Raw genomic sequence first — 14,706 nt, 5'->3', positions numbered from 1 at the left:
GTTTTTATAACAACCTCATTACCCAAAGTTTACATAAAGGAAAAAATAGAGGTTTTAGAAATAATACCGTTATTGCTTTTCAACTTTTACAATCACAGATTTACTTATAGGGGTATTACTTTTAGTAGCGAAGTGATTATAAGGAACCAAAACATTGGTCTCGGGAAAATAAGACGCAAGGTTTCCAGGCGGTATATTATAAGATATCACTAAAAAGTTAATTGCTTTTCTTTCTTTGCCGTCATAATAACTTACTAAATTAACAACATCAAGTTCTTCTAAACTTTCCTTCTTCATGTCTTTCTTATTCATCAATACTATTCTCCTTTCATTATAAATACCTCTGTAACGATCATCCAATCCATAAATAGTAGTATTAAATTGATCATGTGATCGAATAGTCATTAACAAATACTCTCCATTATTTATAACATGTTCTGGCAAATCGCAGGTACTAAACTGAGCTTTTTGATTGGGTAGACGGCTAAAATCTAAATCACGCACATTATTTGGAAGGTAAAAACCTGTTCCTTTAGATTTTGCAGATAGTCCTTTAAAACCTATAATCACTTCTTCTATTTTCTCTCGTATAAGGTCATAGTCTTCTGACATTTTTTTCCACGGCACTAAATGTCCCTCTTTAAAATATGCATTTGCTATTCCTCCAATAATTTCAGGCTCACTTACTAGGCTATCTGAAGCCGGGTTTATCAACCCTTTAGATCGATGTACCTTACCCATACTGTTTTCAACGGTAAAAAACCTTGGTTTCCCATTTTTAATGTCTACTTCTGACCGTCCAATAGTAGGAAGAATCAATGAAGTTTTACCCGCTACCAAATGAGTTCTATTCAACTTAGTACTTACACTTACTGTTAAATTACAATTTTGAAGCGCTTGTGCGGTATATTCTGTATCTGATGCTGCCGATAAGAAATTACCCCCCAATGCTACAAAAACCTTGGCGTCACCTTCATGCATTGCTTTTATAGCATGAACAGTATCTAAACCTTCTTTCTCAGGAGGGTTGAATCCAAAAGTATTAATTATAGCCTTATTTAAAGCAGGCGAAACATGATGCATAATACCAACCGTGCGGTCTCCCTGAACATTACTATGCCCACGTACCGGACAAGTTCCAGCTCCCGGTTTACCCAAACTCCCTTTCAATAATAAAAGATTCACACATTCTTTTATATTCTCTACTCCATTTTTGTGTTGTGTAAGCCCCATAGCCCAGCAAATGATAATTTTCTTTTTACTAGCCAGCATATTCACCGCATCTATTATCCTTTTATCATCTACGCCACACAATTGTAATAACTCTTCTTCGGTATATTTTTCTAGATCTACTAATAGATCTTCGTATCCTTGAGTATACTTTTTTATAAAATCATGATCAAAAACACCTCCATCTTGCTTTTCTATCTTAAGCAGTTTTTTCATTATCAACTTAAGCAGAGGAACGTCTTGATTTATTTTTACCTGAAGATGAATATCTGTTAAAGCGGCACCCGAAGAAAATACCCCCTTAAATTCTTGAGGGTTCTTAAATCTAATTAACCCTGCCTCTTCAAGGGGATTAATGCTAATCACTTTACCTCCATTTTCCTTACACTTTTGAAGTGCCGATAACATTCTAGGGTGATTTGTACCAGGATTTTGACCTATCACCATAACTACTTCTGCTTTATCAAAATCCTCAAGTTTCACAGAACCTTTACCTATTCCCAATGTTTCACTAAGAGCCACACCGCTAGATTCGTGACACATATTTGAACAATCGGGCATGTTATTGGTGCCAAATGCTCTTACGAATAAACCATACAAAAATGCGGCTTCATTACTTGATCTACCTGAAGTATAAAAAACTGCTTGATCTGGATTATCTAATTGATGTAATTCTTCAGCTATTAATTGATATGCATCTCCCCAAGAAATAGGTTCATAATGTACACTACCTGGTTTTAAAACCATTGGCGCTACCAGCCTTCCACTTTTACCAATTTTATAGTCTGACCATCGAGATAATTCTTCTACAGAATATTGTTTAAAGAATTCTTTATCTACTCTTTTATGAGTTGCCTCTTCAGAAAGGGCTTTTACTCCATTCTCACAATACTCTCCTAATTTAGATGGTTTTTCTGGATCTGGCCAAGCACAACCAGGGCAATCGAAACCCTCTTTTTGATTCATTTGATTAAGCGCACGAAAAGACTTCACTACCCCCATCTCTTTTAAAGCATGTTGCACTGCAACTTTTACTGCAGGGAGTCCGGCAGCGTAGTTTGCAGGTTTTTTTAGCTTTATCCCCGTAAATTCATTTGGCCCAAGGACAGAGATATTTCTTTTGGAAGTCTCACTCATAATATTATCAATAATAGAATACTTAATAGTACCAAAGATACGAGTTAGAACAAAAACATGAAGATTATAAATGTATTCTTTACACTTATGTATTACAACGTTTCAACAATACTGATTACAAGAAGAAATTCCACACCAGTCCAAATCGAATAACCGCATCTCTATACGCATAACCGGGGGCTGAAAATTCGTTATTTTGGCTAAATGCTTCACCAAAATTCTCTACTTTAAAATACACTCTGGTTTGTCTCACCTTAGCATTGAAAAATAAATCTATTTGTGGGAACCCTCCAATTTCTTCATCATTTTGCACATAAAACTCAGACAATACAGGATCATATGCATCTCCATTATAACTCGAAAAATATTTGAAGGTAACTCCGGCTTGTAAAAAGAGCGCTTTTTTCTTGAACCAGTGATCTTCATAATACAGGCTGTTACGTGTTATAATCTCTGGCACATTATATATTTGATCTCCTCCTTGTACATTTTGATACATTACTGTATTTACCAATCCTATTTTCCAATATTTAAAACTATTGGTTAGTTTCACCTTAAGGACATCAATATTTTCTGAAGCTTGCAGAGGAACAGTAATCGAATCGGCATTTTTTGCAAAATATGTGTAATTACTTATCGTAGCATAACTCGCCTCGATATTTGCAATGTTTTTTGCTTTTAAATTGATTTGTAATTTTTGTGTTTCTACATTATCAAAATCATTTTGCCAATTATAATTCACATAATCACTTTGATACAAAAGAAAATTATAATTTGGAGCCACAGAATTAACCGAAATTTTTCCTTGCAAACTGTATTTATCGTTAAGTTGGTATCCGGCTCCAGCATTGGCATAATACCCATCAAAATCTCCAGATACAATAGTTTTACCATCTGCAAAAAGCTCAAACCCTTTATAGTAGTTTTCGTATTCTCCGCCTACCGAATACACATCTCCTTTCAATCGATTTGTAATGTTTGTTTCTGCACCTTCAGAATCTACCTGTGTTAGTATAGTATTATAACCATAATTATAATTTGAACTTCCTCCCAATATCCGCAGGTGCCCTAACCACTTATTTGAAAAGTCTAAAAACACCTGATTACTAAAATCTTCTAAAGCTACCTTATCTGAAAGTGCTCCAGATTCATAGGCTTCACCTAATAAATTGTCTGTAGCTGGTGTTGTTTGGTCAAATTGAAAAGATTTATCGGTAATATCAAGAATATGACCTACCGCTAACGCTGTAGAAGAACTATCAGTTTTTCGTATGATATTATATTGATGATTAAGATACCATCTCTTACCTAGTAAAATACTTTCTGCATTTTCAAAATTCACCGTAATTGATCCTCTATCTGCAAACTCATCTTCTTCACCCAAAAATTCACCTCTTGCCAAATATTGATCAATTCCTTCTGAAGACAACCCTCCATTCTCCTCATTTAACAGATCCTGAGACACGAAATGTGTTCTAATTTGATAACGATTATTTTTGGTATGATAACTTAATGTAGATCTAAAATTTCCCGTACTTGTTAGAGCATGCTGATATTTACCTAAAGACCTTACTCCTTTATATGCAATAGATAAATTAAGCCTGGGTGAAGTATTTACAGTAAAAAATGCATCTAATTGCTGTCCTTGTTCAAAAGTAGTTTTAAAATATAGCTCGGTAAGAGGTGTTGGAACATGATAATAGTTAATATCATCTGCCTCCATAAAGTTAAAATGCCTTGCTCTAGCACCAAAGAGAGGCAAAATATGATCTCTTTCTTCTCGCTTAGCTAGACTATTATATGTTTGACCTACATTATTAATAGGAAGCAGTTCAAAATCGTCTCTTCTAAGATAGTTAAACTTATAATCCTTTAGCAATGTTAAGGTCGTATCTACATAAGTTGTATCACTCTTAATACTAATGATTTTATAATCTGTAATAGGAGGCTTTTCTTTTTTATCCTTACGCGGTGCAGAAAAGTTACGTGTAAGACCATCGCTCGACACTGGAGTTTCGCCTTCACCTTCCTGAGCCCAAATTAAAGAACAGGATACCAGTGCTATAACAAATATTATTTTTTTTCTCATCAGTAAATTGAACTGTGGCAAAAATATACTTTTTTGGCGAAAGTAATTCATGCGTATTATTTGTTTATATCAACTTTTATAGGGTATCAGAAAAACGGACACCCAAACATTATTTTTAGGATTCAATTTCATATTCTTAAGTCATTGTCAATCATAATAATCCACTATATTAAATCATTTAAACGTTTGACTATACCTAGTTACTTGTTTAAACCCTCTTGTGAAAAATTTTTAAATTTCTTAATGTTCGTTTCATACCATATCTTCGCATCATGCTTACATTAAAATTAAACCCTAATCTTACAGAATGCGGTACAGACGAAGCTGGCCGTGGTTGCCTGGCTGGTCCAGTTACTGCTGCAGCCATAATACTTCCTGATAATTTCAGAAATGCAATACTTACCGATTCTAAACAGCTTAGTGAGTCTAAGAGAAAATCTTTAAAACCTCTATTAGAAGACTGTGCAATATCCTATGGTGTGACACATATTTTTATGGAAGAGATCGATAAGATCAACATATTAAATGCATCAATTTTAGGAATGCATCGCTCTATAGAACAATTAAAACCTCAACCTGAATATATTATAGTTGATGGAAATAAATTTAAACCATATCATAATATACCTCACACCTGCGTTATAAAAGGTGACGGAAAATATTTAAATATCGCAGCCGCATCTATATTGGCAAAAACATATCGAGACGAATTTATGGAGAAAATACATGAAGAATATCCTATGTATAACTGGAAAAAAAATAAAGGTTATCCTACAGCAGAACATAGGGACGCTATCCGAAAATACGGCGTTACCAAATATCATCGGAAGAGCTTCAGGTTACTGCCCGAACAACTTTCACTAGATTTTTGAGATATCTCGCCTAAATTTCACAGATATTAACCTATATTTCAGTATTAAAAACTCACTTTATATTTTGCAAAGCAAGAATTATAAATCTTTACTTTTGAAAAATTCATTCAGCACTATAAAACAAAGGCGTATAATGAAAAAGACAGCTTTACTCTTTTTGATTTTTATAGCATTTTCATGTAATAACGACACTAAGAAATCTAGTACTCTAATCGATCATATTCCCAGAGATTCACAAGTAATCATTAAAATTAACAATCTCGAACAGGCTTCTAGTAAACTTAGAGACAATAGTTTGTTAAAAAATAATTCAAAACTTGCCCTAGTTGACTATTTTAAAAACTTATCTATATTGGATGAAACCAATCATCCAAAAGGTTTACTTTGCTTTTCTCCTAGAGGTAAAAACGATTTTGAGTATACATATATCTCAAAATTTAACCCTTCGATAATTAAATCTGATTCTCTAGACACCAAAAACGTAGAGACTATAAATTATTCTGAAAAAGTTATTTACAAGATCAATTCAAAAGGGAAGACATTTTATGCAACCCGACAAGACAGTATTCTTATTGCCTCTTCTTCTCAGCTACTTATAGAAAATGCAATTAGGGCACATACAAACCCTTTACCTATTGAAGATGATCTTCAGAAGGTATTTGAAGTTTCCAGTACAGATGCTAACTTATCTATTCTGGTAAATGGAAAAAAACTGCAAAATATACATACATCACTATTACCAAATACCGAACTTACCGATATACAAAATTTTAGTGGTTGGATGTCTCTTGACGCTACTATTGAACAAAATACAGTGCGTTTGGATGGTATAGCTATAGAAAAAGACTCTTTATCAAGTACCATCGGAATTTTTGATAACACCCTTGCGCAAACCAACCAAATTTCTAAAGTGACCCCTGTCACAGCAAAAGGCTTTATATCCTATACCTATGACGATTTTGAGACACTAAAAGAAAATCTAGCCAAAGCTCAGGAAAGAGAATTAGAAGATATTCCTAGTGATTTAGATGAAATTTTATCTGGTGTTTCAGAAATAGGGATCGTCTTTATGGAGAAAGAAAAAGCTCTTGTTTTAAATTCCTTAGATTCTAAAACTGCCTCTGAAAGTCTTGGAGGAGAAAAAATAGAAACGTACAGAAATATCTCCATTTACAAAAATGAAAAGCCGGCGTCTTTTTCTCAAATCCTAACACCACTGGTAAAAAATATTGAGGCTAACTATTATTTTGTGCGAGATGAGTTTATCGTTTTTAGTTCCTCCACAAACACCTTAAAAGATATTATTGCAAATATCCTAAATCTGACCATTATAGATCAACAAGAATATTATGCTAATTCTATACAAGGCTTGTCTGATGATTCTTCTATCTTGATTGCAGGAAATATCAAAAGCATAAAAGAATATATTTCTAATAATGTAAAAGAAGAATATCAAAAACAGTGGGGCGATCTTACCTATAAAGGATACCAAATGGGACTGCTACAAATCATAAAAGAAAATGATTTTGCCCACATACATGGAGTTTTACAGAAAAACAGTATTCAGGGAGTAGTATCATCTGTAACTCAAACCGCTTCAACAACTCTAGAAAACAAAATACTAAACAAACCCATACTGGTAAAAAACCATAGAACCAAAGGCATGGATGTTGCGATACAAGATATAGACAATAACTTGTATTTGATATCTGACAAAGGCTCGATATTTTGGAAAAAACAAATTGATGGCGAAATTCTAGGTGACATTCAACAAATTGATATTTATAAAAATGGAAGATATCAGCTTTTGTTTAATACTGCTAGTACACTTTACTTAGTAGACAGAAATGGAAAAGATGTACCTCCGTATCCAAAAAAGTTCAACGAAACCATTACACAACCCTTGGCTTTATTTGACTATGACAAAAGTAAACGTTATCGCATTGTAATAACCCAAGGAAATAAGGTAAAAATGTTCAACGCAGAAGGTGACGTTGTTACAGGCTTTGGTTTTAACGGAACAGAAACCGATCTTATCTTACCCCCTAAGCATATTAGAATAGGAACGAAAGATTATATTGTTTTTGCCGAAAAAAATGGAACACTTTCTATTCTTGATCGATTGGGAAGACCGAGAGTTAAGGTCAAAGAAAAAGTGAATTTCTCTAAAAACGAATGGTATCAATATCAAGATAAATTTACCTCTACTACCAAAGATGGGAAGTTAATTCAAATTCAGACAGATGGAAATGCAGTTAGTCAAAATCTGAAATTAAATGAAGACAATAGAATGGTAAGCACTAATAAAACATTGGTTACCTTTTCAGAAAATAAACTTGCTATAAAAGGTAAGACTTTAGAGTTAGATTACGGCGTATACTCTGAACCTAAATTATTCTATATCAATAATAAGATTTATATAACTATAACCGATATACAAGCTAAGAAAGTTTATTTATATGACAGTAATGCAGAACTGTTTCCAAATTTCCCTGTATATGGAAATTCTGGCTTAAATCTTGGTAACATAGACAATGATCCTAATCTAGAGTTTGTCGTACAAGGGGAAGATAACAGTATTTTAATTTACCAAATAAACTAAATCATCTATAACAAAATAAAGGGCCGAGGTTTACACTTCGGCTTTTTGTTTTGCGTACTTTTCTAGTTAGGAGAAAACATATCTCAGACTAAAAGGTAAACATTCAAGCATTAACTTTTCATTAGTTTTTTGTTAACTATTGTGTTAAATCACTTGTGTAAAGCACTAAACTTCAAGTATCTTAGTTCTAGATCATAACTAACACAAATCAACTCAACTATGAAAACAAGCATTTTGAAAAAAATGCTGGTATCCTCATTATTTATAATGGGTATTAGCATTCACGCGCAAGTTTGGACTCCCACAACCGCAAGCAAGACAAACACTAAGGCCAAAGAACTTAGGAAAACGACCCCAAATAGCTATAAACTATTCACCTTAAATTCGAAACAACTAACATCCATTCTTGAAAACACACCTTCAAGATCTAATCAAAAAACTTCAACAACTATCTTAGAGCTTCCTGCTAAGGATGGCGACATCCAACGTTTCAGCATACTTGAAGCCTCTATTTTTGAACCAGAACTTGCCAAAAAATTCCCTGACATAAAATCTTATGTTGGATATGGTATTGATGACCCAACATCGATTGCACGGTTTAGTTTATCTAAATCAGGAGGTATGCATGTTATGATTTCTTCTGGAAATCATAAAACCATATTTATAGATCCATATACCAAGGATAAGCAGGATTATATCGCTTATTACAAAACAGATTTACCATCTGACCCAAGTGGTTTTCGATGCATGGTAGAAGAAACCGTTAAATCTAATTCTTCAGAGCAAAACATACCAACAAATAAAAACGCGAATGATGGTAGACTAAGAACCTTTAGACTTGCTGTAGCATGTACTGGTGAATATTCACAGTTTCACTTAAATAATCAAGGTATTAGTTCTGGAGCAACAGATCAGGTCAAAAAAGCCGCTGTACTAGCTGCGGTAAACACTACCATGACTAGAGTTAATGGTATTTTTGAAAGAGACCTCTCTCTTACCATGGTTTTGGTAAATAATAACGACGATATTATTTTCTTAAATCCCAATACCGATAATTTAAGCAACAACAGTGCTGGCTCTCTAATTAATGAAAGTCAAACAGTATGCGATAATGTTATTGGTTTTAACAACTATGACATTGGACATGCTTTTAGTACTGGAGGAGGAGGATTAGCTCAATTAAGATCTCCTTGTACAAATTCTAAAGCAAGAGGAATTACTGGTCAGAATCAACCTATCGGAGACCCTTATGACGTAGACTACGTGGCCCACGAAATGGGACATCAATATGGAGGTAATCACACACAAAATAATAGCTGTCAAAGATCAAATGCTTCAGTAGAACCGGGTAGTGCCTCTACTATTATGGGATATGCGGGAATTTGTTCTCCAAATGTTCAAAACAACAGTGATGCTTATTTTCATGCTATAAGCATTCAAGAAATGTGGCAAAATATTTCTCAAGGAAGCAGCACTTGTGGTGCTCAAAGTAATACGGGAAATGCAGCTCCTACCGCAAACGCAGGTTCAGATTACACAATTCCTTCATCTACTCCATTTATTCTCAAAGGAAACGCTACAGATGCTAATACTGGTAACACACTCACCTACTGTTGGGAGCAAATGGATGCACAACCTGCTACTATGCCTCCTTCAGCTTCATCTACCAACGGACCAGCATTTAGATCTTTAAACCCAACATCTTCTCCCGATCGTTATATGCCCGCATTACCAACGGTCATAGCAGGACAGACATCTTCTACTTGGGAAGTAGTTCCTTCCGTCAGCCGAACAATGAATTTTAGATTAACTGTTAGAGATAATGCTCCAGGAGGAGGAAGTACCGCTAGTGACAATATGAGAGTCACTGTTGCTGGTGGAGCAGGACCTTTTGTTGTTAATTCTCCAAACACCAGTGTAAGCTGGCCTTCAGGATCTACACAAACAGTAACCTGGAATGTTGCAGGAACCACTGGTAATGGGATAAATGCCGCAAACGTTGACATTCTTCTCTCTACAAATGGAGGAAACACCTACCCTATTACCATTGCTTCTGCTGTTACCAATGATGGCTCACATGCCATAACAGTTCCCAACGCTATAGGTACTCAAAATAGAATTATGGTAAGAGGGTCGAATCATATTTTTTATGATATCTCTAATACTAATTTTGAAATTACCTCAGGTGGTAGTGGGGACACTCAAGCTCCTTCTGCCCCAGCTAATTTAACTGCTTCCAATGTGACTCAAACCACGGTAAACCTAGATTGGGATGCTTCTACAGATAATACTGGTGTTACAGGTTATGACATTTTTCAAGGTAGCACAGTTATTGCAACGACCTCGAATACTTCTTTTCAGGTAAGTGGATTATCTCCTAATACAGCATATACTTTTAGCATTACTGCGAAAGACGCTGCAGGTAATGAATCTAATGAAAGTAATAGCATAACAGTAACCACTCAATCTTCTGGTGGAGGTACTGCCTGTAATGCTGGTATTTCAACATTTCCGTATAATGAAGGTTTTGAAAATACTTTAGGAGCTTGGACTCAAGGAAGTGGAGATGATTTTAACTGGACTGTAGACGCAAACGGTACACCTTCTAGAAACACAGGTCCTTCAAGCGCTTCTCAAGGAACGTATTACATCTATATGGAATCATCTACCCCTAATTATCCGTCTAAAAGAGCGATTTTAAATTCACCATGTTTTGATTTGAATGCTGCTACATCGGCTAATTTTATCTTTCAATATCATATGTATGGCCGTTCAGATATGGGAAGCTTAGCTTTGGAAGCTAGTACTGACAATGGATCTACATGGACATCATTATGGTCTAAATCTGGAAATCAAGGGAATTCCTGGCAATCTGCCAATGTTGATTTAAGCTCTTATGCGGGAGGTGCTGTACAACTTAGATTTAATGGAGTCACTGGAAACACATGGCAAGGTGATATGGCTATAGATGATATTCGCCTAAATGATGGAGGAACCGCGCCTACTTGTACAGATGTTGTATTAACCTTAAACTTTGATGATTATCCTCAAGAAACAAGCTGGCAAATTACAAATGCTACAAATCAAACTGTAGCATCAGGAGGAACGTATGGTTCTCAGCCCGATGGATCAACCTTAACCATTACCGAGTGTTTAGCACCTGGAACCTATACTTTTACTCTTAATGATAGTTATGGAGATGGTATATGTTGTGCTTACGGAAATGGGTCATATACTCTTGTATCTCAAGGTAACACAATTGCCTCGGGAGGTCAGTTTGGCTCTTCAGAGTCAACCACCTTCACCATTGGAAACACTTCTAGATCTATAGAAATTGAAAGTGTAATCACTACTGACCCATTACAAATAATGGCATTTCCTAATCCAGTGAAAAAGGACCGAATATTAAATATAATTGTTCCTAAACAAAACTCTAAATACGAAATCATTAACTCACTGGGAGTTACAGTAATGAGAGGCGAATTGGTTCAAAAGATTATTAATACCAGTCAGTTACCCTCAGGAATGTATATGCTAAGACTCAACCCTGGTGGAGAAGGTAAAATTAAAACCATATCATTTATTCAAGAATAAATTTTCCTGTACGACATACCCAATAAATAAAGGGCGATACCTATAAAGTATCGCTCTTTTTTATATAGAATATTGTTTTTTGAATTTTATTATTGAATTAGGAACGTTCTTTTTCATCGAGCGTGAAAACGGTGACAAAAACCAATCAATAGACACATAATCCAGTTAATACACAATTGACTCTGACTACATGCTAATCAACCTGGAAATCAAGATTTCAAAAAAACCAACCAACTAGACTTCAGTTTTTTGTTTTATAAATTCTGCTTCAAAAAGAGCTTTGAAATGTTTTAATAATTTTTCTTGTACCTCATTGACATCTACTTCTGTCTGGCCCAATTCTACATTTAAAGAAGTAACTGCTTTCCCTCGAATACCACAAGGAATAATATTGTCGAAATAGCCTAAATCAGCATTTACATTGAAAGCAAACCCGTGCATAGTCACCCATCTACTCGCTCTAACACCCATAGCACATATTTTACGAGCAAAAGGGGTTCCAACATCTAACCACACTCCCGTTTCACCCTCACTTCTACTCCCTTGAATACCATATTCTGCAAGGGTGAGAATCACCATCTCTTCCAAGTATCGAAGGTATTTATGGATATCTGTAAAAAAGTTATCTAAATCTAAAATGGGATACCCTACAATCTGCCCAGGGCCATGATACGTAATATCTCCTCCTCTGTTAATTTTATAGAATGACGCGCCTTTTTCCTTAAGCTCCTCTTCAGAAGATAATAAATTACTCATATCCCCGCTTTTACCAAGAGTATATACATGAGGATGCTCAACCAACAAAAAATAATTAGGTGTTTCTAAACCTGCACTTTCTCTACGGTTCTTAACCTTAGTATCTAAAATCTCTTTGAAAAGCTTCTCCTGATAATCCCAGGTTTCTTTATAATCTTTATGGCCTAGCTCTAGTAACTGTATCTTCTTATTCATTGGTACAAAGATACAAGTTTAAACAAAGTTCACGTTGTGAGTTAACTTTGTTTTTACTTTTCCAGCTCTACCTCAACATCTAGTATTTTTGGATTTTCGAGGTACTCCATAAAGCCCACTTCCAACGTAAAACTTTTACCATCTTGGCTAAACAATGCCTTTTCTGCAGATATATTTTTAATTTTCTTAGGGAAATGATAATTTAATTTATAGGTAGAACTTGCTAAAAACATCTTCATCTGTGCAATGCTATCTAAACTTTGTTTTAGTTTTTGTTCATCTATAATTTCTGTGATTCTTTTGAATTTACCATCTTCAAAAGAATATAGCACTCTAGACCCCTGTGTTTCTGAAGAGCTCATTGCCGCAGGAGCTCCATTTTGACCTGCATTGGCCCCTCGATTTTGGTTCCCTACTGTACTAGCCGTTTTAAAATCATTAAAAACATCTCCAAGCTCAGATACATTTTTAAATTCTGAATACATATCAAAATTCATTTCTTTCGTAACAGAATTCATTACCATATGCAACTTGAAATTCTCTAGTCTTTTTAGTTTTTTTTGTTCTTCTAAAGGTAAAGTAGCGATACTATCTTTCTTTTCTTCCAGAAAATCTTTAAAAACTATAGTTGAATCAATAATCTCTTCTTTTCCTTCAGACATTTGATCTCCTCCCATTTTCATGAGTTCAGACCCATCAAAATTTACAGAAATCTTACCACTACCATCATCATTAATATAAAGATCTTCAGTAAAGTTACATCCTATGACACATAGTAATAAGGCAACATATATAGCGCTCGAGAATAGTTTTTTCATTTATATCTATTTATGATTTTACAAAAGACAAAGAAATAAAAGTATTCTTAAAGAGAATACTATTTATTGGGGTTATTCAAAATTACCAGTGCTGCAATCACACCAGGTACCCAACCGCATATTGTTAACAATAATACTATTAACACAGACCCACACCCTTTATCCAATATTGATAATGGGGGAAAAAAAATAGCCAATAAAACTCTCCAAAAACTCATATTTCGCGATGTAAAAATAAATTAAATATTATACTTATAGGTAGCAAAGGGTTTTATAATGTTACACTATTTACTTAAAATTAATTTCTATATTTTTAGGCGGTGATATAATATTATGAAATTACAACTCTACCGTTTCTTTTACTTTGTTGCGCTTTTTAATACTAGCGTTCTATTTTCTCAATTTGAATTTACAGGTTATATCGACAATGAAAAGTGGTCTGGAGACATCTACTTATCACTAATTGAAGACTACCGCAAATTATCGGGAATATATCCCGAACAGATCATACAGAAGACTCATAGTGATTCTTTGGGCTATTTTAGCTTTTCGGGAAATAATCTCCCTTCAGAAAATCGTATTTATAGAATACACATAGAAAATTGTTCCGGCAATAAAGAACACCTTGTACATTTCGATGGCTTTTGTCCCGATAGTGAAGAGGTTATATTTGTTGCAAATAATACTGACTCTATATCCTTACCGTTTTCATTAGACAAAGAAGTATTCTGTACTATTGTTTCTACAAACGAAAAAAGTAATGCTTTTATAAGTGTAGACTCCATAATCGATGAGATGCGTTATGCTTTTGCTTCGTACCGGAGTGAAACCAATCGTAAGTTAAATACCAATAAATGGTTTTCTACATTACAGAACTTCACCCAAGGTCAAAATGAGCCTCTTTCTGAGCTTTATCTGTATTCTTTTTTATCGAACAAATCGAGTAATTTATATTCTTATTATCTCGATGATTTAAAACGTAACACCTACTACGATGAATTACTAAAAAGACTTGAAAAAACTTATCCTGGTAGTATTTACCTCAATCAATACAAATCTGAATTAGCTTCAGACAAATTCTTAACCGACCCTTTGCAGTCTGAAACAAAAAACTATTGGCTTTGGTTAATTGTAGTTCTATTATTAATCTCGGTTTGTTTTAATATTTTTCAATTTTTAGGTTCTCGCAAAGAAGATAATTCTTCAAACTACCTTAGAAAAGAACTTACTCAACAAGAACAGAAGGTATTAGAATTTATTCTTAATGATAAAACGAATAAGGAAATCGCCTCCTCTATGTTTGTAAGTGTAAGTACCATAAAAACACACATAAACAATTTATATAAAAAACTAAAAGTATCTTCAAGAGACGAAGTTAAAGCCCTGTTCACCAATAAATAACATAATTTCCAC

The 14,706-nt window shown here is 34.4% G+C and carries 9 protein-coding genes; 4 read left to right on the top strand and 5 right to left on the bottom strand.

Annotated features, from left to right (window positions below; translation table 11 throughout):
- Positions 1–69 precede the first annotated feature (69 nt).
- Together M0D21_RS08375 and M0D21_RS08370 are read right to left on the bottom strand one after the other, a co-directional pair.
- Complete coding sequence (locus M0D21_RS08375; protein WP_248328351.1) at positions 70–2,367, bottom strand: FdhF/YdeP family oxidoreductase; 2,298 nt, start codon at positions 2,365–2,367, stop codon at positions 70–72.
- Positions 2,368–2,482: 115 nt separating this feature from the next.
- Positions 2,483–4,456 (bottom strand): putative porin, encoded by a 1,974-nt coding sequence (locus M0D21_RS08370; protein WP_248328349.1) that lies wholly within the window; start codon positions 4,454–4,456, stop codon positions 2,483–2,485.
- Positions 4,457–4,728: 272 nt separating this feature from the next.
- Between M0D21_RS08370 and M0D21_RS08365 the strand changes: the two genes are divergently transcribed.
- The 3 genes from M0D21_RS08365 to M0D21_RS08355 all read left to right on the top strand — a co-directional run bounded on the left by M0D21_RS08365 (position 4,729) and on the right by M0D21_RS08355 (position 11,524).
- On the top strand, positions 4,729–5,328 hold the full coding sequence (locus M0D21_RS08365; RefSeq protein ID WP_248328347.1) for a ribonuclease HII: 600 nt from the start codon (positions 4,729–4,731) through the stop codon (positions 5,326–5,328).
- A 133-nt stretch (positions 5,329–5,461) separates the two neighbouring features.
- Positions 5,462–7,930, top strand: a complete 2,469-nt coding sequence (locus M0D21_RS08360; RefSeq protein WP_248328345.1) for a hypothetical protein — start codon at positions 5,462–5,464, stop codon at positions 7,928–7,930.
- Positions 7,931–8,149: 219 nt separating this feature from the next.
- Positions 8,150–11,524, top strand: a complete 3,375-nt coding sequence (locus M0D21_RS08355) for a reprolysin-like metallopeptidase (protein WP_248328343.1) — start codon at positions 8,150–8,152, stop codon at positions 11,522–11,524.
- A 234-nt stretch (positions 11,525–11,758) separates the two neighbouring features.
- On the opposite strand, the gene lipB is transcribed toward M0D21_RS08355, so the two are convergent.
- From lipB to M0D21_RS08340, 3 genes are read right to left on the bottom strand one after another with little or no spacing between them, the layout of a single operon-like run.
- Positions 11,759–12,475 (bottom strand): lipoyl(octanoyl) transferase LipB, encoded by a 717-nt coding sequence (gene lipB / locus M0D21_RS08350; RefSeq protein WP_248328341.1) that lies wholly within the window; start codon positions 12,473–12,475, stop codon positions 11,759–11,761.
- A 53-nt stretch (positions 12,476–12,528) separates the two neighbouring features.
- Positions 12,529–13,293, bottom strand: coding sequence for a hypothetical protein (locus tag M0D21_RS08345; RefSeq protein ID WP_248328339.1), 765 nt, complete (start codon positions 13,291–13,293; stop codon positions 12,529–12,531).
- A 59-nt stretch (positions 13,294–13,352) separates the two neighbouring features.
- A complete protein-coding gene (locus M0D21_RS08340) occupies positions 13,353–13,511 on the bottom strand; it encodes a YqaE/Pmp3 family membrane protein (protein WP_248328337.1) in 159 nt (52 codons plus the stop codon).
- 115 nt (positions 13,512–13,626) lie between these two features.
- Here M0D21_RS08340 and M0D21_RS08335 point away from each other — a divergent pair, with 115 nt between their 5' ends.
- Positions 13,627–14,694 carry a response regulator transcription factor gene (locus M0D21_RS08335; RefSeq protein WP_248328335.1) on the top strand — a complete coding sequence of 356 codons (1,068 nt, stop codon included), beginning with the start codon at positions 13,627–13,629 and terminating at the stop codon, positions 14,692–14,694.
- The last annotated feature ends 12 nt before the right edge of the window (positions 14,695–14,706 follow it).

The sequence above is a fragment of the Aquimarina acroporae genome (genome assembly GCF_023195925.1).
Lineage (GTDB): Bacteria > Bacteroidota > Bacteroidia > Flavobacteriales > Flavobacteriaceae > Aquimarina > Aquimarina acroporae.
The sequence above is the reverse complement of the archived record's forward strand: the minus strand, read 5'-3'. Positions and strand labels throughout refer to the sequence as shown.